Annotated in this window: 20 protein-coding genes; 18 read left to right on the top strand and 2 right to left on the bottom strand. The window is 66.8% G+C overall.

Features of this window, described 5'->3' with window-relative positions:
- Positions 1–121 precede the first annotated feature (121 nt).
- The 18 genes from J0H39_14705 (at position 122) to thiD (ending at position 16,571) form a co-directional block, all read left to right on the top strand.
- A complete protein-coding gene (locus tag J0H39_14705) occupies positions 122–874 on the top strand; it encodes a YebC/PmpR family DNA-binding transcriptional regulator (protein ID MBN9498003.1) in 753 nt (250 codons plus the stop codon).
- Positions 874–1,389 (top strand): crossover junction endodeoxyribonuclease RuvC, encoded by a 516-nt coding sequence (gene ruvC / locus J0H39_14700; GenBank protein ID MBN9498002.1) that lies wholly within the window; start codon positions 874–876, stop codon positions 1,387–1,389. Before J0H39_14705 ends, ruvC begins: the two co-directional genes overlap by 1 nt.
- Positions 1,386–2,009, top strand: a complete 624-nt coding sequence (gene ruvA, locus J0H39_14695) for a Holliday junction branch migration protein RuvA (protein ID MBN9498001.1) — start codon at positions 1,386–1,388, stop codon at positions 2,007–2,009. Before ruvC ends, ruvA begins: the two co-directional genes overlap by 4 nt.
- 23 nt (positions 2,010–2,032) lie before the next feature.
- On the top strand, positions 2,033–3,067 hold the full coding sequence (ruvB, locus tag J0H39_14690) for a Holliday junction branch migration DNA helicase RuvB (GenBank protein ID MBN9498000.1): 1,035 nt from the start codon (positions 2,033–2,035) through the stop codon (positions 3,065–3,067).
- Positions 3,064–3,489, top strand: coding sequence for a tol-pal system-associated acyl-CoA thioesterase (gene ybgC, locus J0H39_14685; GenBank protein MBN9497999.1), 426 nt, complete (start codon positions 3,064–3,066; stop codon positions 3,487–3,489). Before ruvB ends, ybgC begins: the two co-directional genes overlap by 4 nt.
- A 33-nt stretch (positions 3,490–3,522) precedes the next feature.
- A complete protein-coding gene (gene tolQ / locus J0H39_14680) occupies positions 3,523–4,248 on the top strand; it encodes a protein TolQ (GenBank protein MBN9497998.1) in 726 nt (241 codons plus the stop codon).
- Positions 4,248–4,718: a protein TolR gene (gene tolR / locus J0H39_14675; GenBank protein ID MBN9497997.1), complete on the top strand. Its 471-nt coding sequence runs from the start codon at positions 4,248–4,250 to the stop codon at positions 4,716–4,718. Before tolQ ends, tolR begins: the two co-directional genes overlap by 1 nt.
- 4 nt (positions 4,719–4,722) lie before the next feature.
- Positions 4,723–5,709 (top strand): TonB C-terminal domain-containing protein, encoded by a 987-nt coding sequence (locus J0H39_14670; GenBank protein MBN9497996.1) that lies wholly within the window; start codon positions 4,723–4,725, stop codon positions 5,707–5,709.
- A 28-nt stretch (positions 5,710–5,737) separates the two neighbouring features.
- Positions 5,738–7,102 (top strand): Tol-Pal system protein TolB, encoded by a 1,365-nt coding sequence (tolB, locus tag J0H39_14665; protein MBN9497995.1) that lies wholly within the window; start codon positions 5,738–5,740, stop codon positions 7,100–7,102.
- A 247-nt stretch (positions 7,103–7,349) separates the two neighbouring features.
- Positions 7,350–7,856 carry a peptidoglycan-associated lipoprotein Pal gene (gene pal / locus J0H39_14660; GenBank protein ID MBN9497994.1) on the top strand — a complete coding sequence of 169 codons (507 nt, stop codon included), beginning with the start codon at positions 7,350–7,352 and terminating at the stop codon, positions 7,854–7,856.
- Positions 7,857–7,951: 95 nt separating this feature from the next.
- On the top strand, positions 7,952–8,350 hold the full coding sequence (locus J0H39_14655) for an OmpA family protein (protein ID MBN9497993.1): 399 nt from the start codon (positions 7,952–7,954) through the stop codon (positions 8,348–8,350).
- 143 nt (positions 8,351–8,493) lie between these two features.
- On the top strand, positions 8,494–9,033 hold the full coding sequence (gene pal / locus J0H39_14650; protein MBN9497992.1) for a peptidoglycan-associated lipoprotein Pal: 540 nt from the start codon (positions 8,494–8,496) through the stop codon (positions 9,031–9,033).
- Between the two features lie 94 nt (positions 9,034–9,127).
- Entirely contained in the window at positions 9,128–10,141 is a 1,014-nt protein-coding gene (gene ybgF, locus J0H39_14645; GenBank protein MBN9497991.1) for a tol-pal system protein YbgF, read from the top strand.
- A gap of 56 nt (positions 10,142–10,197) precedes the next feature.
- Positions 10,198–11,394, top strand: coding sequence for a tRNA lysidine(34) synthetase TilS (tilS, locus tag J0H39_14640; GenBank protein ID MBN9497990.1), 1,197 nt, complete (start codon positions 10,198–10,200; stop codon positions 11,392–11,394).
- A 29-nt stretch (positions 11,395–11,423) separates the two neighbouring features.
- Positions 11,424–13,343, top strand: coding sequence for an ATP-dependent zinc metalloprotease FtsH (gene ftsH, locus J0H39_14635; GenBank protein ID MBN9497989.1), 1,920 nt, complete (start codon positions 11,424–11,426; stop codon positions 13,341–13,343).
- 96 nt (positions 13,344–13,439) lie between these two features.
- On the top strand, positions 13,440–14,264 hold the full coding sequence (gene folP / locus J0H39_14630) for a dihydropteroate synthase (protein ID MBN9497988.1): 825 nt from the start codon (positions 13,440–13,442) through the stop codon (positions 14,262–14,264).
- A gap of 54 nt (positions 14,265–14,318) precedes the next feature.
- Positions 14,319–15,773 (top strand): phosphoglucosamine mutase, encoded by a 1,455-nt coding sequence (locus J0H39_14625; GenBank protein MBN9497987.1) that lies wholly within the window; start codon positions 14,319–14,321, stop codon positions 15,771–15,773.
- 3 nt (positions 15,774–15,776) lie between these two features.
- Positions 15,777–16,571, top strand: coding sequence for a bifunctional hydroxymethylpyrimidine kinase/phosphomethylpyrimidine kinase (gene thiD, locus J0H39_14620; GenBank protein ID MBN9497986.1), 795 nt, complete (start codon positions 15,777–15,779; stop codon positions 16,569–16,571).
- Here the strand turns inward: thiD and J0H39_14615 are convergent.
- Together J0H39_14615 and J0H39_14610 are read right to left on the bottom strand one after the other, a co-directional pair.
- The gene (locus tag J0H39_14615) at positions 16,568–17,827 is read right to left on the bottom strand and encodes a tetratricopeptide repeat protein (protein ID MBN9497985.1); all 1,260 of its coding nucleotides are present in this window, start codon (positions 17,825–17,827) and stop codon (positions 16,568–16,570) included. The two genes, thiD and J0H39_14615, sit on opposite strands and share 4 nt — an antisense overlap.
- Positions 17,824–19,056 (bottom strand): Zn-dependent hydrolase, encoded by a 1,233-nt coding sequence (locus tag J0H39_14610; protein MBN9497984.1) that lies wholly within the window; start codon positions 19,054–19,056, stop codon positions 17,824–17,826. The genes J0H39_14615 and J0H39_14610 overlap by 4 nt, the downstream gene beginning before the upstream one ends.
- Positions 19,057–19,119 lie beyond the last annotated feature (63 nt).

Genomic DNA, 19,119 nt, shown 5'->3' with positions numbered 1-19,119 from the left:
GGAAATCCCCCATTGACCTACCGGGAACAAAACGTGACGTTCGGCTAGGTTTGGTATAGGTTTTTCGGGGATTCCCGTATATCTAGCCGATTCGCGACCGAACTTTCCGGATTTGAGGACGATGGCCGGCCATTCCCAGTTCAAAAACATCATGCACCGCAAAGGCAAGCAGGACGCCAAGCGGGGCAAGCTGTTCACCAAAATCATCCGCGAGATCACCGTTTCGGCCAAAACCGGCCTGCCCGATCCCGCCGCCAATCCGCGCTTGCGCGCCGCCGTGATCGCCGCGCGCGAAGCCAATATGCCCAAGGACACGGTCGACAAGGCCATCCGCCGCGGTGCGGGCCAGGAAGACGGCGTGATCTACGACGAAGTCCGTTATGAAGGCTACGGCCCGGGCGGTGTCGCGTTGATCATCGAAGCGCTGACCGATAATCGCAATCGCACGGCATCGGATGTGCGCTCGATCTTGACCAAGAACGGCGGCGCCTTGGGCGAAACGAATTCCGTCGCGTTCAATTTTCAGCGTTTGGGCCTGATCGCCTTCAAGGCGGACAAAGCCTCGGCCGACGCGATGCTCGAAGCCGCGATCGAAGCGGGGGCCGATAATTGCGAGAGCAATGCCGAGCGCCACGAGATCACTTGCGCGCCCGACGATTTCGGGGCTGTGCGCGCGGCGCTGGAAGCGAAATTCGGCGAGCCCGTGCAGGCCGCGTTGGTGTTCCGCCCCAGCGTCACCGTGCCGCTCGACGAAGAAGCCGCGCGCGCCACGCTCGATTTGGTCGAAGCGCTGGAGGACAACGACGACGTCCAGACCGTCACCGCGAATTTCGAAGTATCCGACGCGGTCATGGCCAAGCTGTCGGCCGCCTGATGCGCGTGCTCGGCATCGATCCGGGGCTTCGCCATACCGGCTGGGGCGTGATCGAGATGGCCGGCAACCGCCTGACCCATGTCGCGAACGGACGTATTTCCAGCGATGGCGATTTGACGACCGCCGAGCGCCTGACGCAGCTGCATGACGGCTTGATGCGCGCGATCGAAGCCTGGGCGCCGCTGGAGGCCGCGATCGAAGAAACCTTCGTCAACCAGAATCCGGCTTCGACATTGAAGCTGGGCCAAGCGCGCGGTGTCGCGATGCTCGCACCCGCGCGCGCCAATCTGCCCGTCGCCGAATACGCCGCCAACGCGATCAAGAAATCGGTCGTGGGGGCGGGCCATGCCGACAAGGCGCAGATCCAGATGATGGTGCAGCGCCTGTTGCCCGGCGTGAAATTCGAAAGCCCCGACGCGGCCGACGCGCTCGCCGTCGCGATCTGCCATGCGCATCATATGCAGTCGCGTGCCGCCTGGTCGCGCGGCACGGTCATGGCGGGGGCGGCGTCTTGATCTCCAAGCTCAAAGGCAAGGTCGACGAGCGCGGCAAGGATTCCGCGACGATCGACGTGAACGGGGTCGGCTATCTCGTGCGCGCGTCGGCGCGCACCCTCGCCGCGATCGGCGGGGAAGGGGAGGTGTGCGCCGTCCATGTCGAAACCGTCGTGCGCGAAGACGCGATCGAATTGTTCGGCTTCGCGACGCGCGAGGAGCGCGATTGCTTCCGCCTGCTGACGAGCGTGCAGGGCGTGGGGCCGAAAGCGGGCCTCGCCTTGCTGTCGGCCTTGGCGCCGGGCGAAATCGCCGCCGCCATTTTGGCGGAAGACAAATCGATGCTGACGCGCGCCGATGGCGTGGGCCCCAAGCTCGCGCAACGCATTGCGTCCGAACTCAAAGACAAGGTCGCGGCACTGGGCATCGCCCTCGCGACGGGCAAGCCTTCCGCCGCACCTGCCGCCTTGCCGGGGGCGGCCCCGGCCACCGATCAAGCGGCGGATGCGGTCTCGGCGCTGGTCAATCTCGGCTACAAGCGCGCCGAAGCGGTCGCCGCGACCAACAAGGCGGTGAAGCGCCTGGGCGAAGATGCGGGCGTGCAAGCGCTGATCCCCGAAGCGTTGCGTGAGCTCGCGTGACCGCCGCCGCCGAAGATAAACCGCTGCGCGACGTGTCGCGCGAGGCGCTGCCCGACGACGGGCCGGACCGGCATATCAGGCCGCTCGCACTCGACGAATTCGTCGGCCAGAAACAGATCCGGGAAAACTTACGCGTCTTCGTCGAAGCGGCGCGCGCGCGCGGCGAAGCGCTCGATCACGTGCTGCTGCACGGGCCGCCGGGGCTGGGCAAAACCACGCTCGCGCAAATCGTCGCCAAGGAACTCGGCGTCGGCTTTCGCGCGACATCGGGCCCGGTCATCGCCAAGGCCGGCGATCTGGCCGCACTGCTGACGAATTTGCAGCCGCGCGACGTGCTGTTCATCGACGAAATCCATCGCTTGTCGCCGGCGGTCGAGGAAATCCTTTATCCCGCGATGGAGGATTTCCAGCTCGACCTCATCATCGGCGAAGGCCCGGCCGCGCGCTCGGTGCGCATCGATCTGCCGCCCTTCACGCTGGTCGGCGCCACCACGCGCTCGGGCCTTGTCACAACGCCGCTGCGCGACCGCTTCGGCATTCCGCTGCGGCTGATTTTCTATTCGCCCGCCGAATTGGAAATGATCGTCTTGCGCGCCGCGCGCGTGCTGGGTTTTGCAATCGCCGCCGACGGGGCCAAGGAAATCGCGCGCCGCTGCCGGGGCACGCCGCGCATTGCCGGGCGGCTGCTGCGCCGCGTGCGCGATTTCGCGTCGGTCGCGGGAACCTCGGTCATCGATCGCAAGGCGGCGGACGCGGCGCTGCGCCGTCTCGAAGTCGATGCGATCGGACTCGACGCGATGGACCGACGCTATATGACGTGTATCGCCGAGAATTACGGCGGCGGGCCGGTCGGCGTGGAAACGCTCGCGGCGGCACTGGCCGAACAGCGCGACACCATCGAAGACGTGATCGAGCCTTATCTTATTCAGGAAGGTCTGTTGCTGCGCACGCCGCGCGGCCGCGTGTTGGGCGACAAGGGCTGGGCGCATCTGGGCTTGCGGGCGCCGGCGGGTTCGCAAGCGGCGCTCGACCTGCCGCGCGAGGACGAGTCCGAATGACCGTCCATCGTCTCGATATGAAGGTTTACTACGAGGATACCGACGCCGCCGGTATCGTCTATTACGCCAATTACCTGAAATTCGCCGAGCGGGCGCGCACCGAGATCCTGCGCGAGGCCGGCATCTCCCAACAGAAAATCGCCGCCGATGACGGTATCGCGTTTCCCGTGCGCGCCGTGTCGGTCGAGTATTTGCGGCCCGCGCGGCTGGACGACGTATTGACGGTCGAAAGCGAATTGGTTGCGCTGGGCGGGGTTTCCGCCGAGGCGCGCCAGACCGTCAAACGCGCCGCCGACGGGGCCGTTCTCGCCGTGCTCGACGTCCGTTTGGCCTGTGTGGGCTTGGCGGACGGTAAACCGACCCGCTGGCCGGCCCCCGTGAAAGCGGCCCTGTCGCGCCACATTCTGGTCACGAAACCCTGAGACAAACCCCATTCCGCAACGGGAATAGAAGACATGGACAACACCGTCGATACGCTTTCGGCCGCCAGTTCGGGCATTCCCGACTTCACACCGTGGGCGTTGTTCCTGCACGCCGATCTGGTCGGTAAGTTCGTCGTCCTCGTTCTCGTGATCGCCTCGTTCTGGACCTGGGCGATCGTCATCGACAAGCTGCTGCGCTTGCGCAAGCTGCAGAACGCCGCGAACCAGTTCGAAGACCAGTTCTGGTCGGGCGGTTCGCTCGAAGATCTTTACGATCGCGTCGGCGCCCAGCCCGCCGATCCGATGACCGCGATGTTCGGCGCGGCGATGCGCGAATGGCGTCGTTCGGCCGCCAAGGGCCTCGTCGCCGCCGGTCAGATGCGCGCCTCGCTGCAAGCGCGGATCGAGCGCGTGATGCAGGTCACGCTGTCGCGCGAGATGGATCGCCTGGAAAAGCAGATGACGTTCCTCGCCTCGGTCGGCTCGACGGCGCCGTTCATCGGGCTGTTCGGCACGGTGTGGGGCATCATGCGGTCCTTCCACACGATCGGCATCACCAAGAACACCTCGATCGCGTCGGTCGCCCCCGGCCTCGCCGAAGCGTTGTTCGCGACGGCGCTCGGCCTGATCGCCGCGATCCCGGCGGTCATCGCCTATAACAAGATCTCGTCGGAGCTGAACCGCTACGCGGGCCGCCTCGAAACCTTCTCCTCCGAATTCGGCGCGATCCTGTCGCGTCAGCTCGAAGAGAAGCAATAATGGCGGGCCCCCTCGTCAATCGCGGGCGGCGCGGTGCGGGCGGCGGACGCCGCCGCGGGGCCGGCATGGTCGCCGAGATCAACGTCACGCCTTTTGTGGACGTGATGCTCGTGCTGCTGGTGATCTTCATGATCACCGCCCCGCTGCTCACCTCGACCGTGCCGGTCGATCTGCCCCAAACCCAAGCCGCGCGCGCCACGGGCCAGGACGAACCGCTGGTCGTCTCGGTCAATAACGGCGGCAAGGTCTATCTGCAGGATACCGAGCTGGAGCTCGACGCGCTGGTCGAACGCTTGCGCGCCATCACCAACAACAACAACGACGCGCGCATCTTCGTGCGCGGCGACAAGGCCATCAATTACGGCCGCGTGTTGGAAGTGATGGGCGCCATCTCGGCGGCCGGCTTCAACAAGGTGGCGCTGGTGGCCGAAGTGCCCGCCGGCGGCCGTCCGGCGCCGCAGCGACGCTGAACCGATGAACGCGATCGCCGATACGGAAGATATGCCCAGCGAGCGGATGGCGGCCGGTATGGTCGTCTCCGCCGTGCTGCATGTTGCCGTGTTGGCGATTCCGTTCCTGCCGTTCGACTTCTTCTCGCGCGAGATCAAGACCGAAGAATCACCGCTGGTGTTCGAGGTGCTGCCGATTTCGGCGATCACCAACGTGCCGCCGCCGCGTCCCGAACCGCCGACACCCGCCCCGCAGGCGCAAGCGCCCAAGCCGGTCGAAACGCCGGCCCCGGCACCCACGCCGCCGCCGCAACCGGCCCCGCCCGCACCGCCGCCGCCCCCGCCGCCGCCGGCACCGCCGCCGCCCGCACCCGCACCGCCGGCACCCACGCCGCCAGCCCCGCCGCCGCCGGCGCCAACGCCCGCACCGCGCCCGGAGCCTGCGCCTGCGCCGACACCGGCACCGCCCGCACCGGCCCCGCGTCCGGCACCGCCGGTCGCCGCACCCGCGCCGCCCGCACCGCCCGCACCGCGTCCGCGCGCGCAGAATTTCGATCTCGACAACGTGCTGCGCGATTTGACGCGCCCGCGCCCGCAAGCGCAGCCCCAGCCGCAACAACAAGCGGCGGCCCAGCCCGCCCCGCAAGCGGCGGCCGCACGCCCGTCGAACGCGCCCAGCAATCCCAATCTGCCGCTGTCGATGACCGAGATGGACGCGATCCGTCAGCGCGTCTCGCAATTCTGGAATATCGATCCGGGTGCCCGCGGCGTGGAAACCTTCGCGGTCGAATTGCGCGTGTGGGTGGACCGCGACGGCACGGTGCGCGACGTGCGCGTGGTGAACGTGCAGGGCGAGGCGGGCGGCTTCCGCGACGCCTTCGCCGATGGCGCGCGCCGCGCGGTGCTGCGCGCATCGCCCTTGCCGATGCCCGCCGACAAATCTTCGCAGATGCTCGACGGCAACTTGATTCTCGCCTTCAATGCCCGCGAGATGCTGGGTGCGAGACGTTAGCGCCAAATCCGGTTAGGGAGATCGACCTATGATCCATGATTCATTCCCCCTGAAGCGCCGCGCGTTGCTCGCCGGCGCCGCCGCATCCCTGGCGCTGCCCTCGGTCGCGCAATCCCAGGTTCGCATCGACATCACGCGCGGGCGCGTCGATCCGCTGCCCACGGCCGTGTCCCCGTTCCACGGCGACGGGCGCGATGCCGCGACCGGGGCCGAGATCGCGAAGGTCATCTCCAACAATCTCGAACGCTCGGGCCTGTTCCGGCCGATCGATCCGCGCGCCTTCACGAACACCCCGGCGCAGCTCGCCGCCGCCGCCCCGCAATTCACGACCTGGCGCCAGATCAACGCCGCCGTGCTGATCCACGGCAACGTGGCGACGCTGCCGGACGGCCGTTTGCGCGTCGAATTCCGGTTGTGGGACGTGTTCGGCGAAGCGCAGATGGAAGGCCGCGTCTACACGACGGCGGCGTCCAACTGGCGGCGCATCGCGCATATCGTATCGGACCAAGTCTATAAGCGCGTCACCGGCGAAGACGGTTATTTCGATACGCGCGTCGTCTACGTGTCGGAATCGGGGCCGGGGCAGCGGCGCATCAAGCGCCTGGCGCTGATGGATCAGGACGGCGCCAATCACCGCTTCCTGACCGACGGGCGCGAACTCGTGCTCACGCCGCGCTTCTCGCCGACCGCGCAGGAGATCACGTATCTCGCCTATGTGCAGACCGGCAACAATCCCAACATGCTGCGTCCGCGCGTTTATCTTTTGAACATCGATACGGGCCAGCGCGAAGTCGTCGGCGATTTCCCCGGCATGACCTTCGCGCCGCGATTCTCGCCCGACGGCAATCGCGTGATCATGTCGATGGCGCAATCGGGCACGACCGACGTCTACACGATGGATCTGCGCACGCGTCAGCAAGCGCGCATCACGAATCACAACTCGATCAATACGTCGCCGTCCTATTCGCCCGACGGGCGGCAGATCGTGTTCAATTCCGATCGCGGCGGCTCGCAGCAGATCTATACGATGAGCGCGAGCGGCGACAACGTGCAGCGGATTTCCTTCGCGCGCGGCCTTTACGGCACGCCCGTGTGGAGCCCGCGCGGCGATTTGATCGCCTTCACCAAACAGACCGAGGGCGAATTCTTCATCGGCGTGATGCGCCCGGACGGTTCGGGCGAAAGATTGCTGACCCGCGCCTTCCTCGTGGAAGCCCCGACCTGGGCGCCGAACGGCCGCGTTTTGATGTATTTCCGCCAGGGTGCGTCCGATAGTCGCGGTAACGGCGGCAACCCACGGCTCTATAGCATTGATTTGACTGGCTATAACGAGCGGGAAATTTTGACGCCGGCGGACGGATCGGACCCGGCATGGTCGCCGCTACTGCCTTGATTTCGCTGGATTGACTTGATTCCCCAACATTCGCTCTTTATATTCCGCGCGATTTTGACGAGGCGGGGCTCGCTGCAGTGCGGTTAGTCCCGCTTTTTCCGTCGGACCATGTGGGATCGGCGGCTGAGAGAGAGGGATGGGCCTTCTCGATCGGGAGAAATTCCGCGTAAGTGTGGCGCCCGAGCAATAGTCAGCGGCAACACTTCGCGGTAAGGTCAAAGAAGAGAAGAAAGAGGAGTTTCCTTCTATGCGCTTCAAGCTCTTGAGCACGCTCGCCGCGGTTGCCCTGCTCGCCGCTTGCGAATCCGCCCCGACCCAGCAGGCCGCCACGGGCGGTTCCGGCGCCGCCGCGCCGGCCCCGGCCGCCGCACCGGCCCCCGCCGCTGCGGGCATCCGCCCCGGCTCGCAGGAAGACCTGGTCCAGAATGTCGGCGACCGCGTGTTCTACGACTTCGACAAGTCGGAACTGCGTCCCGAAGCGCGCCGCACGATCGAGCGTTGGGCCGCTTGGATGAAGCAGCACGGCAACGTGACGATCACGATCGAAGGTCACGCCGACGAGCGCGGCACGCGCGAATACAACATCGCGCTGGGCGAACGTCGTGCGACGGCCGCCCGCAACTACCTCGTCTCGCAGGGCATCGACGCCCGTCGCGTCGCGACGATCTCGTACGGCAAGGAACGCCCGGCGGTCCTCGGCTCGAACGAGGGCGCGTGGCGCCAGAACCGTCGCGGCGTCGCGGTGGTCAACTAATAAATCCTTCTGGATTTGTTGGATCGGAAGCGCCCGCCGGTTTTCACCGGCGGGCGTTTTCTTTTCCGGCGGGTTCGTTTTATATGTCGAGTGCCATGCGCCGTCTGATCCTCGCTTTCGCCGTTTCGCTGCTCGCCGCTTGCGCCCAAGGGCCCGCGACGACGCCGTCTTCAGAACCGATCGCCGCCGTCTCGGTGTTTTTCGACACCGACTCGGCCGAGCTGACGCTGGTCGCGTCGTCGGCGTTGGAACGCGCGGCCGAGCGCATGAAGGCCGAACCGCGTTTGCTCGGCCGGATCGAGGGCTACGCCGATCCGCGTGGCGCGGCGGCCGCGAATATCGCGCTCTCGGCCAAGCGTGCCGCCACGGTGCGCGACTTTTTGGTCGCGTGGGGCATCGCCGACAATCGCCTGACGGTTGTGGCGCTGGGGGCGGAGCGTTCGGCTTTCGGCGCCGAAGCGCTCGAACGGCGCGTCGTGCTGCGCCTCGAATAACGCGCGCGCACTGCCTTAATTTTTCCATTTCTTCGCCCTGCCGCCTTCACGAATAAGGCGGAGGGTTGATTTGGCCTCGATTCGCGCGGCAATAACCCGCGTAGGGCCTGCCATATCGGCCCATCTACAGGAGCCCCAAAATAATGCGCGTCAAGTTCCTCGCCGCCGCCGCGGCTCTCGTCCTCCTCGCCGCTTGCGATTCCGGCACGTCCGGCTCGGGCGGTATCACCGGGTCGGGCAGCGCGCCCGTTCTCGCCAATCCGCCGGGTTCCGGCGTGGGGCAGGGCGGCGTGAACTCGGGCGCGCTGGGTGCGGGCGGTGTCCGCGCCGGCAGCCAGGAAGATCTGAACCAAAGCGTCGGCGACCGTATTTTCTACGGCTCCGACCGATCGGATATCAGCCCGGAAGCGCGCCGCACCGTCGAAGGCTGGGCGCAGTGGCTGCGCCAGAACCCCGGCGTGCAGGCGACGATCGAAGGCCATGCCGATGAACGCGGGACGCGCGAATACAACCTGGCGCTGGGCGAACGGCGCGCCGCCGCCGCGCGCAACGCGCTGATTTCGATGGGCATCGATCCGCGCCGCGTGTCGACCGTGTCCTACGGCAAGGAACGCCCGCAGGTGCTGGGCTCGACCGAGCAGGCCTGGGCGCAGAACCGCCGCGGCGTGCTGCTCGTCAACTGAGCCTAAGTTCCGGTTAAATTACCGAAAATCGAGGCGGGGTGCGCTTGCGCGCCCCGCCTTTATTTTGCCCATTCGGCCCCGTATCTTGGGCGCCATGATCCGCCGATTCGCCATTGCCGCGGCGCTTGCCGCGGGCCTCGCGGGCGCGGCCCAACCGGCCCTCGCCCAAACCGACACGCGCGCCTTGATGGAGCGCATGGACCGTCTGCAACGCGACATGGATGTCATGCAGCGCAATCTCGCGCGCGGCACCGTGGGCGGCAGCAGTGTCGCGCCGTCGGTCACGCCATCGGCCCCGCCGCCGCCCGCCGGCGTGGCAAGCTCCGCCTTCGTCGAGCAAACCGAAACGCGCGTCGGGCGTCTCGAAGAACAGATGCGCGATCTGACCGGGAAGCTGGAGGAAGCGAATTATCGCGCCGCCCAAATCCAGCAGCGTCTGGACAAGCTGGTCGGCGACGTCGATTTCCGCCTGACGCAGCTCGAACGCGGCGGTGCCGCGCCCGCGCAAACCGGCGATGCCGCTCCGGCGACCGCCGCACCCGTCGCACCCACCGCGTCGAACGTGCAAGCCCCGCGCGCCGGCACCAACGTGGCGCCCGGCGAAGCGCGCGTGCTTCTGGTTCCCGGCGCGCCGCCCGCCGCGCCGCAATCGGCGGCGGCCCCGGCCGCTGCCGCCGCCCAGTCGGCGATTTCGCTGCCATCGGGCCCGCCCGAAACGCAGTACGAATTCGCCTACGGCCTCTATCAGCAAGCCGTGCAGGATCGCGGCGATTTTGGCCGCGCGGAAACCGCTTTGCGCCAATTCATCGGCGCGCATGGCCAGCATCGTCTGGCGGGCGACGCGCAATATTGGCTGGGCGAAACCTTCTATGCCCGGCGCGACTGGACGTCCGCCGCGCGCGAATTCGCCGCGCAGTTCCGCACCTATCCGCAAAACGCCAAGGCGCCCGACAGCCTGTTGCGCCTGGGCCAGTCGCTGGGCCAGCTCAACCGCAAGGACGACGCTTGCGGCACGCTCGCCGAACTCGATCGCCGTTATCCCAACTCCTCGCAGACGATAAAGATCGCGGCCACCCGCGAGCGCCAGCGTCTGCAGTGCCGGGCCTAAGCCCGCAGGGCTTCGCCGCGTCGATCGAAAGGCTCGGCCCTTTCGAACCCCATCCCGTGATTGCCGTCGCCTGGTCGGGCGGCGGGGATTCCACCGCCTTGCTGCTGCTGGCGCGCGACTGGGCGCGGATGCGCGGCGGGCGCGTCGTCGCCCTGCATGTCGATCACGGCTTGCGCGCGGAATCGGCGGCTGAAGCCGCGATGCTCGAAGCGCGCGCAAGCGAATGGGGCATCGACTTCGTCGCTTTGCGCTGGGACGGGCCCAAGCCGCGCACCGGCATTCTGGAGGCCGCGCGCGAGGCGCGCTACGCGTTGCTCGAAGCCGAATGCGCCCGGCGCGCGATCTTGCATCTGTTGGTCGCGCATAACGCCGACGATCAGGCCGAGACGATCGCTTTACGGACCGAACGGCATTCGGGCGCCGTGGGCCTTGCCGGCATGTCGGCGATCGTCGAACGCGCGCAGATCCGCATTCTTCGCCCGGTGCTGGGCGTCACGCACGAAACCTTGCTCGCGACATGCCGCGCTTACGGTGTGACGTGGATCGAGGATCCGTCCAACGCCAATCCGGCGACCGCACGCGGGCGCTTGCGTGAAAGCGATTTGCCCAAGCCCGATCCGCAAGCCGCGAACGCGCGCCGGATGCGCGAACGCGATCTCGCGCATCGCTTGGCGCTTGCCGTGTCGGTGGCGCCGGAAGGCTTCGCGCGGTTGAATTTGCCGGCGTTGGGCGAGGGCGAATTGGCGGTCGAGGCGTTGGGCCGCATCGCGCGGGCGATCGGCGGCGGCGAATACACGCCGCGCCGCGTGCGCGCGACGGGCGTGTTCGCCGCGTTGATGCGCGGAAGCGCTGCGACCTTGGGGCGTTGTCGCTTCGCGCCCGCGCGCGATGGACGCATCGTCGTGGCGCGCGAAGCCGCCCCCGCGCCGCCGGAAATTCCGATCCCGCCCGGTGAAATCGTCGCCTGGGACGGGCGTTTCGCGCTGCAACTTCATGGCGGTCCGCCCGGTTTAACCGTGGGCGCTCTGGGCGACGAAGGCTGGGCCGCTTTGCCGCAGCCCGAGCGTGCCGCCGCAAGGGCGCGCATCCCCTTGATCGCACGCGCTGTTTTACCGGCGTTACGGGACCTTGACGGGGTGCTCGCCGTTCCCCACCTCTTGTATGGACGCAACGCGCAAGCGCTTGATACGCTGGCCAAGTTGGACGTCCGGTTCCGTCCGCGCCTGGCTATGGCGCCGGCGGAATTCGTGTGACGCTTTTTCCGGTCTCGAAAGGCTGCGCCTTGAACAATTTCGGCAAGAACCTGGTTCTTTGGGTGATCATCGGCTTGTTGCTGATCGCCCTGTTCAACATGTTCCAGGGCTCGGGCCCGCGCGGCAACGCGCAGCCGATGCCGTATTCCGAATTCATCGCCAATGTCGATCGCCAGCAGGTGCGCGACGTGACGATCCAAGGCCCCAATCTGCGCGGCTCGCTGACCGACGGGCGCCAATTCGCGACCTATGCGCCCAGCGACCCGGGGCTGGTCGATCGTCTTCAGCGCAACAACGTCAATTTCTCGGCCCAGCCGCTCGAGGAGCAGATCCATCCGCTGCTCTCCATCCTGCTGTCCTACGCGCCGTTCCTGATCATGATCGGCTTGTGGATCTTCTTTATGCGCCAGATGCAGGGCGGCGGCGGCCGGGCCATGGGCTTCGGCAAAAGCCGCGCGCGTCTGCTGACCGAGAAGGTCGGCCGCGTGACTTTCGACGACGTCGCGGGCATCGACGAAGCCAAGGGCGAGCTCGAGGAAATCGTGGAATTCCTGCGCGACCCGCAGAAATTCCAGCGTTTGGGCGGCAAGATCCCCAAGGGCGTGCTGCTCGTCGGCCCGCCGGGTACGGGTAAGACTCTGCTGGCGCGCGCCATCGCGGGCGAAGCCAATGTGCCGTTCTTCACGATCTCGGGCTCCGACTTCGTCGAAATGTTCGTCGGCGTGGGCGCTTCGCGCGTGCGCGACATGTTCGAGCAGGGCAAGAAGAACGCGCCGTGCTTGATCTTCATCGACGAAATCGACGCGGTCGGCCGCCATCGCGGTGCGGGCCTGGGCGGCGGCAACGACGAGCGCGAGCAGACGCTCAACCAGTTGCTGGTTGAGATGGACGGCTTCGAAGCGAACGAAGGCGTCATCCTGATCGCCGCGACCAACCGTCCCGACGTGCTCGACCCCGCCTTGCTGCGTCCCGGCCGCTTCGACCGTCAGGTCGTGGTGCCGAACCCCGACGTCGCGGGCCGCGAGAAGATCCTCAAGGTCCATCTGCGCAAGGTGCCGTTGTCGCCCGACGTGGACGCCAAGGTCATCGCGCGCGGCACGCCGGGCTTCTCGGGTGCCGATCTCGCCAATCTCGTCAACGAAGCCGCGTTGCTGGCGGCACGCCGCGCCAAGCGCTTCGTGACGATGTCGGAACTGGAAGACGCCAAGGACAAGGTCATGATGGGCACCGAGCGCCGCTCGATGGTCATGACCGAGAAGGAGAAGGAGCTGACCGCCTATCATGAAGCCGGTCACGCGCTCGTCTCGATCTCCGTCCCCGGCAACGATCCCTTGCATAAGGTGACGATCATCCCGCGCGGCCGCGCGCTGGGCCTCACCATGATGCTGCCCGAGCGCGACAAGCTCTCGATCTCGAAATACGAGATGGAGGCGAAGCTCGCGATGGCGTTCGGCGGCCGCGTGGCCGAAGAACTGATCTTCGGGCCGGAGAACGTGACGACGGGTGCGGCGGGCGACATCCAGATGGCGACCGCGATGGCGCGGCGCATGGTCACCGAGTTCGGCATGTCCGATAAGCTCGGCCGCGTGCGCTACAACGCCAACGAACAGGAAGTGTTCCTGGGCCATTCGGTGACGCAGACGCAGAACATTTCCGAGCAGACCGCGAACCTGATCGATAGCGAAGTGCGCCGAATCGTCGAAGGCGGCGAGGTGAAGGCGCGCGAAGTGCTCAACACCCGCATCGACGATCTGCACAAGCTCGCCAAGGGGCTGCTCGAATACGAAACCCTGTCGGGCGACGAGGTGCAGACCTTGCTGCGCGGCGAAACGATCGAACGGCCGGATGCCGATGCGCCCCCGCCGACCGCCAAGACCGGCGGGCGTCGCGGCTCGGTGCCGACCTCCGGCTCCAAGCCCGCGACGGATCCGGGTGCGGCCCCCGCATAACGCCCAAGAAGACGAAGTTGCGACGAACGGCCCCGCCCCAAAGCGGGGCCGTTTTCGTTTGGGGTCGCGCGCGGACATGCTAATTCTGCGCGCGCCATGACACGCCGCTTCGACCGTTTTGTCCTCGACCGTCCGCTGGTGATGGGCATCGTCAACACGACGCCGGACTCGTTCTCCGACGGCGGTGACCATTTCGACCGCGACGCGGCGATCGCGCGCGGCCTCGAACAGATGGCGGACGGCGCTGACATCCTCGATATCGGCGGCGAGTCGACGCGCCCCGGCTCGGCCCCCGTGCCGCCGATTGAGGAACGCCGCCGCGTGGTACCCGTGATCGAGGCTTTGGCGAAAGCCGGCGCGGTCGTGTCGATCGACACGCGCCATGCCGAGACGATGAAGGCCGCCCTCGACGCGGGCGCATCGATCGTCAACGACATCACGGCGCTGACCGGCCCCGGCTCTCTCGACCTCGTCGCCGCGCGCGGCGTGTCGGCGGTGCTGATGCATATGCAGGGCGAGCCCAAGACGATGCAGGCGAACCCGCATTACGACAACGCGCCGCGCGAGATCGCGGATTATCTGGCCGCCCGCATCGCCGCTTGCGAAGCAGCGGGAATCCCGCGCGCGAAGCTCAGCGTCGATCCGGGAATCGGCTTCGGCAAATCGGTCGCGCATAACGCGCAAATCCTGGCGCGGATCGATGTGCTGCGGGCGTTGGACGTTGCCGTGCTGATCGGCGTGTCGCGCAAAAGCTTTCTCGGCGCCTTGTCGAAGGGCGAGAAGCCGAAGGATCGTTTGCCGGGATCGCTGGCGGCGGGGCTCGCCGCCATCGCGCGCGGGGCGGATATCCTGCGCGTCCACGACGTGGCGCCGACAATCCAGGCCTTGAAGGTCTGGCGCGCCATCGAATCCGCGCAATAAACCGCAATAACCCGTGTCTTTACGGGGTCTCTTCCGCCGCCTATAAGCGCCGACATGCGCAAGCTATTCGGAACCGACGGGATTCGCGGCCTCGCCAATGTGGCGCCGATGACGGCCGAAACCGCCATGGCGGTGGCCATCGCGGCGGGAAAGGTGCTGCGCCGCAGCCATCACCGCCCGCGCGTGCTGATCGGCAAGGACACGCGCCTCTCGGGCTATATGTTCGAGAACGCGCTGACCGCCGGCTTCCTGTCGATCGGCATGGACGTGCTGCTGCTCGGGCCCATGCCCACGCCCGCCGTCGCGATGCTCACGCGGTCCTTGCGCGCCGATCTGGGCGTGATGATCTCCGCCTCGCACAATCCGCATCACGACAACGGCATCAAATTGTTCGGCGCCGACGGCTACAAGCTGTCGGACGAATTGGAGGCCGAGATCGAGCGCCATATCGGCGACGATTCCGGCCGCGTGGCGCCCGAAAAACTCGGGCGCGCGCGCCGCATCGACGACGCGCCCGGCCGCTATATCGAATTCGCCAAGGCGACCTTCCCGAAGGGCTTGAGCCTCGACGGACTCAAAGTCGTCGTCGATTGCGCCAACGGGGCCGCCTATCGCGTGGCGCCGACGGTGTTGTGGGAACTCGGCGCCGAGATCGTGCCGCTCGCCATCGATCCCGACGGCTTCAACATCAACAAGGATTGCGGCGCCACGCATGTCGAAACGCTGCAACAGGCCGTCGTCGCACACGGTGCGCAAGTCGGGCTGGCGCTCGACGGCGACGCCGACCGTTTGCAATTGGTCGACGAGAAAGGCCGCCTGATCGACGGCGACCAAGTTCTCGCCGCCATCGCGCGCGCGTGGAAGGCCGACGGCAAATTGCGCAAAGGCACGGTCGTCGCGACCGTCATGTCCAATCTGGGTTTGGAGCGTTGGCTGGAAGGCGAAGGCCTGACGCTGACGCGCACCAAAGTCGGCGACCGCTATGTGCTGGAAACGATGCGCGAGCTCGACGCCAATCTCGGCGGCGAGCAATCGGGCCATGTCATCCTGTCGGATTACGCGACGACCGGCGACGGTTTGATCGCCGGTCTGCAAATGCTCGCTTCCATCGTGCAGTCGGGCAAAAACACGAGCGACGTGGCGCATGTGTTCGAAGCGCTGCCGCAACTTCTGGAAAACGTGCGCTTCGCCGCCACCCCGCCGCTCGACGACGCCAAGGTCAAAGCCGCGATCGCGGCGGCGGAAAAGAAGCTCGGCCGCAACGGCCGCGTGCTGATCCGCAAATCGGGTACCGAGCCGCTGGTGCGCGTCATGGCCGAAGGGCCGACCGACGACGCGGTGCGCGACGCGGTCGGCGGCATCGTGTCGGCGTTGATCGACGCGGGCGGCACCAAGGCCGGCGGCACGAAAGCCTCGGCCCCGGCGGCGAAGCCCGCCCCCAAAGCCGACGCGACGGCGGCGGGCGGGCCCGGGCGGCGCGCCAAGCCGCAGCGCGGGGCGGCGGAGTAGGCGATGCGCGGACGGGTACTGATCGTCGCCGGTTCGGATTCCGGCGGCGGGGCGGGGATCCAGGCCGATATCAAGGCCGTGACCGCGAATAACGGCTACGCGATGACGGCGATCACGGCGCTCACCGCGCAGGATACGCATGGCGTGCACGGCGTGCATGTCGTGCCGGTCGATTTCATCGCCCAGCAGATGCGCCTCTGCCTGCGCGATATCGGTGCGGACGCGATCAAAACCGGCATGCTGCACGACAGCGCCACGATCGACGCGGTCGCGGACACGCTGGAAGCGGAAGCCAAGGGCATCAAACTCGTCGTCGATCCGGTGATGTACGCCAAAGGCGGCCATCCGTTGTTGCTGCCCGAAGCGGTCACGACGCTGAAGCGCCGCATGATGGTGCTGGCGACGGTTTTGACGCCGAATCTGCCCGAAGCCGAAGCCTTGTCGGGCATGACGATCCGCGACCCCCGTGATATGCGCCACGCGGCGCAAGCGATGATCACGTTGGGCTGCCAGGCCGTGCTGCTCAAAGGCGGCCATCTCGACTCAGACGCGATCGTCGATATCCTCGCCACGCAGGGCGGCGTGAAGGTTTTCGAATCGGCGCGCATCAAGACGAAGGCGACGCACGGGACGGGCTGCACGCTGGCTTCCGCCATCGCGACCGGCCTTGCGCAAAATCTCGATCTCGAAACCGCCGTCGGCCGGGCACGCGATTATGTGCGCCGTGCGATGGAAACCGCCCCCGGTTACGGCGGCGGTCACGGGCCGCTCAACCACGCGCACCCGTTCGATCGTTAGGCGCGCGGAACGCTCGAATAGAGCGAGACGAACAGGAAACGCTTCTGCGATTCCTCGATCGGGTAATCGTCGTCCATCCAGTTCATCACGTTCGGCGCGAATTCGCGGAAATCGCGCCATGCGCCTTGGCGGCGCAGATAAAGCTGCGTGGCGCGCAACGCGACTTGATCGAGCGTCCAGGCCGCTTGGCGCGATTCCAAAAAATGGCGGCAATAGCCCGCGACTTTGGTTGCGAAGTCGCGGCCCGTTTTCGTATCGCCGACATAGATCATCGTCGCCAGCAGATGATTGGCGAAATCGTAGCGGATTTTGACGTTGCCGCCCGCGTCCGCCGCCGCCAGCTCGTCGAGCCAAGGCCGCGGATCGCGCGTCGGCGCCATATCGATGTCGCACACCAAAATCGGCCGGCGATAGCGCGCGAGCAAAGCGGGCAGGGCCAGAAACCGCGCGCAAGTGTAATAGGTCTTCGCCGGCATATGCCCGTCGGGCCCGTCGAAACGCGCGAGATCGGTCGTCTCGCGCGTCACCGCGAAATCGAGATGGCCTTGCGTCAAATCCTTGACGCGCGATAGGCGTTCTTCGCTTTCCGCGGTCGGATTGACGACATGCAGATGCAGCGCGATGCCGGGCGCGCGTGCGGCGAGATTGCCCGACAGCAATTCCGCGAAACGCGCGGCGTAGCCCGCATCGGCGGCGGCGAAGATCAACGGCGCATCGCCCCCGGCATAGTCGCCCTCGGGCGCCATCGCGGGCGGCGGCGGCAAGGCGGCGAAGAAATCGTCGTCCAACGCGATCTGGCGCGCGATGGCCTTGATATTGAGATGCGCATCGGCCCCCGCCGGGCCGGGGCATTGGCCCCATTTGGCGAAGGCGTCGCGCGCCCCCGATACGTCGTCGAGCTCGGCCAGCGCCGTGCCCAGCCCGTACCACGACCCGGCCGAGAAGGGCGATCGGGTCAGCGCCGCGCGATAGGCGTCGGCGGCATCGCTCGCGCGTTGCAGATCCATCAACAGATTGCCGCGCCGCCGTTCGAAATCGGGGCCGGACTCGCCCAGCGCCTTGGCCGCCTCGAACGCGGCGGCGGCTTGCGCCAAATCGCCCGTCGCATGCGCCGCACGCCCCAACAACGCGTGGGCGGGCCCCATCGCCGGCACGAGATCCACGGCGCGCGCCAGCGCGTCGCGCGCAGCCACGAAGGCGCGCCGGCGCAACAGCGCCTCGCCCTCGCGCAGCAGCGTGGAGGCGTCGGCGGTCACGCTTTGCTTGCCTCCAGAATTGCGCGCAGCAACACGTTGCAGCCCGCTTCGAGATGTTCGGGCTTCGCGTCCTCGATCTCGTTATGGCTGATGCCGTCCTTGCACGGCACGAAGATCATCGTCGTCGGGCAGACCTTGGCCATATAGACCGCGTCGTGGCCCGCACCGGAGATGATGTTCATCGCCGAATAGCCGAACGCGGCGGCCCCGTCGCGCACGCGCTCGATCAAATGGGGGGCGAAGGGCGTGGGCGGAAAATACCAAAAATCCTTGATCTCCAATTCCAGACCCGTCTGATCGGCGATCACAGCGCATTGCGCCTTCAACGCCGCATCCATCGACGACAAGCGTTCGTCGTCCGGGTGGCGGAAATCGACGGTGAAGAAGACGCGCCCCGGAATCGTGTTGCGGCTGTTGGGGAAACTTTGGATGAAGCCGACGGTCGCGCAGGCGTAAGGCTGATGGTCGTGGCCGATCTTGTTCACGGCGTCGATCATCCGTGCCGCCCCCACCAGCGCGTCGCGCCGGCGGCGCATCGGCGTGGGGCCGGCATGCGCTTCCTGGCCCACGACGGTCACTTCGTACCAGCGTTGGCCTTGGGCACCCGTGACGACGCCGATGGTTTTGTCTTCGGCTTCCAGGATCGGGCCTTGCTCGATATGCGCTTCGAAATAGGCGCCGATATTGCGCCCGCCCACGGCCGCGTCGCCGCGATAGCCGATCTTGGCCAGTTCCGCGTCGAAGCGCTTGCCGTCCACGTCGGTCTTCGCTTCGACCTCGTCGACTGCGAACACGCCCGCATAGGCGCCCGAGCCCATCATCGCGGGCGAGAAGCGCGAGCCTTCCTCGTTCGTCCAGACGACGACTTCGATGGCGCGATCGGTTTGGATCTTCGCGTCGTGCAGCGTGCGCAGCACTTCGAGACCCGCGAGCACGCCGTAAACGCCGTCGAACTTGCCGCCGGTGGGCTGGGTGTCGAGATGGCTGCCGGTCGCGATCGCGGGCAATTCGGGCCGCGCGCCTTCGCGGCGCAGGAACATGTTACCGACCCGATCCACGGTCGCCGTGCAACCGATTGTCTTTGCCCAGCGAACGAGCAGATCGCGGCCCTGGCGGTCGAGATCGGTCAGCGCCAGCCGCGCGCAACCGCCTTTGGGCGTGGCGCCGATCGCGCCCATTTCCATCAGCGCGGCCCAGAGGCGACTTCCATCGATACGCAAATTATCCATCGAATCTCGCCGGAAAAGTTGATTGCCGAACCCGAAACGTCGCATTCTCCCGGCCAAGCGTGC

Source organism: Alphaproteobacteria bacterium (assembly GCA_017308135.1).
In the GTDB taxonomy this organism is placed as follows: Bacteria; Pseudomonadota; Alphaproteobacteria; order CACIAM-22H2; family CACIAM-22H2; genus Tagaea.
The sequence above is the reverse complement of the archived record's forward strand: the minus strand, read 5'-3'. Positions and strand labels throughout refer to the sequence as shown.

Coding starts and splice junctions, on each gene's coding strand:
- J0H39_14705 (MBN9498003.1), top strand. CDS start 122: ATGGCCGGCCATTCCCAGTTCAAAAACATCATGCACCGCAAAGGCAAG.
- ruvC (MBN9498002.1), top strand. CDS start 874: ATGCGCGTGCTCGGCATCGATCCGGGGCTTCGCCATACCGGCTGGGGC.
- ybgC (MBN9497999.1), top strand. CDS start 3,064: ATGACCGTCCATCGTCTCGATATGAAGGTTTACTACGAGGATACCGAC.
- tolQ (MBN9497998.1), top strand. CDS start 3,523: ATGGACAACACCGTCGATACGCTTTCGGCCGCCAGTTCGGGCATTCCC.
- tolR (MBN9497997.1), top strand. CDS start 4,248: ATGGCGGGCCCCCTCGTCAATCGCGGGCGGCGCGGTGCGGGCGGCGGA.
- J0H39_14670 (MBN9497996.1), top strand. CDS start 4,723: ATGAACGCGATCGCCGATACGGAAGATATGCCCAGCGAGCGGATGGCG.
- tolB (MBN9497995.1), top strand. CDS start 5,738: ATGATCCATGATTCATTCCCCCTGAAGCGCCGCGCGTTGCTCGCCGGC.
- pal (MBN9497994.1), top strand. CDS start 7,350: ATGCGCTTCAAGCTCTTGAGCACGCTCGCCGCGGTTGCCCTGCTCGCC.
- J0H39_14655 (MBN9497993.1), top strand. CDS start 7,952: ATGCGCCGTCTGATCCTCGCTTTCGCCGTTTCGCTGCTCGCCGCTTGC.
- pal (MBN9497992.1), top strand. CDS start 8,494: ATGCGCGTCAAGTTCCTCGCCGCCGCCGCGGCTCTCGTCCTCCTCGCC.
- ybgF (MBN9497991.1), top strand. CDS start 9,128: ATGATCCGCCGATTCGCCATTGCCGCGGCGCTTGCCGCGGGCCTCGCG.
- folP (MBN9497988.1), top strand. CDS start 13,440: ATGACACGCCGCTTCGACCGTTTTGTCCTCGACCGTCCGCTGGTGATG.
- J0H39_14625 (MBN9497987.1), top strand. CDS start 14,319: ATGCGCAAGCTATTCGGAACCGACGGGATTCGCGGCCTCGCCAATGTG.
- thiD (MBN9497986.1), top strand. CDS start 15,777: ATGCGCGGACGGGTACTGATCGTCGCCGGTTCGGATTCCGGCGGCGGG.
- J0H39_14610 (MBN9497984.1), bottom strand. CDS start 19,056: ATGGATAATTTGCGTATCGATGGAAGTCGCCTCTGGGCCGCGCTGATG.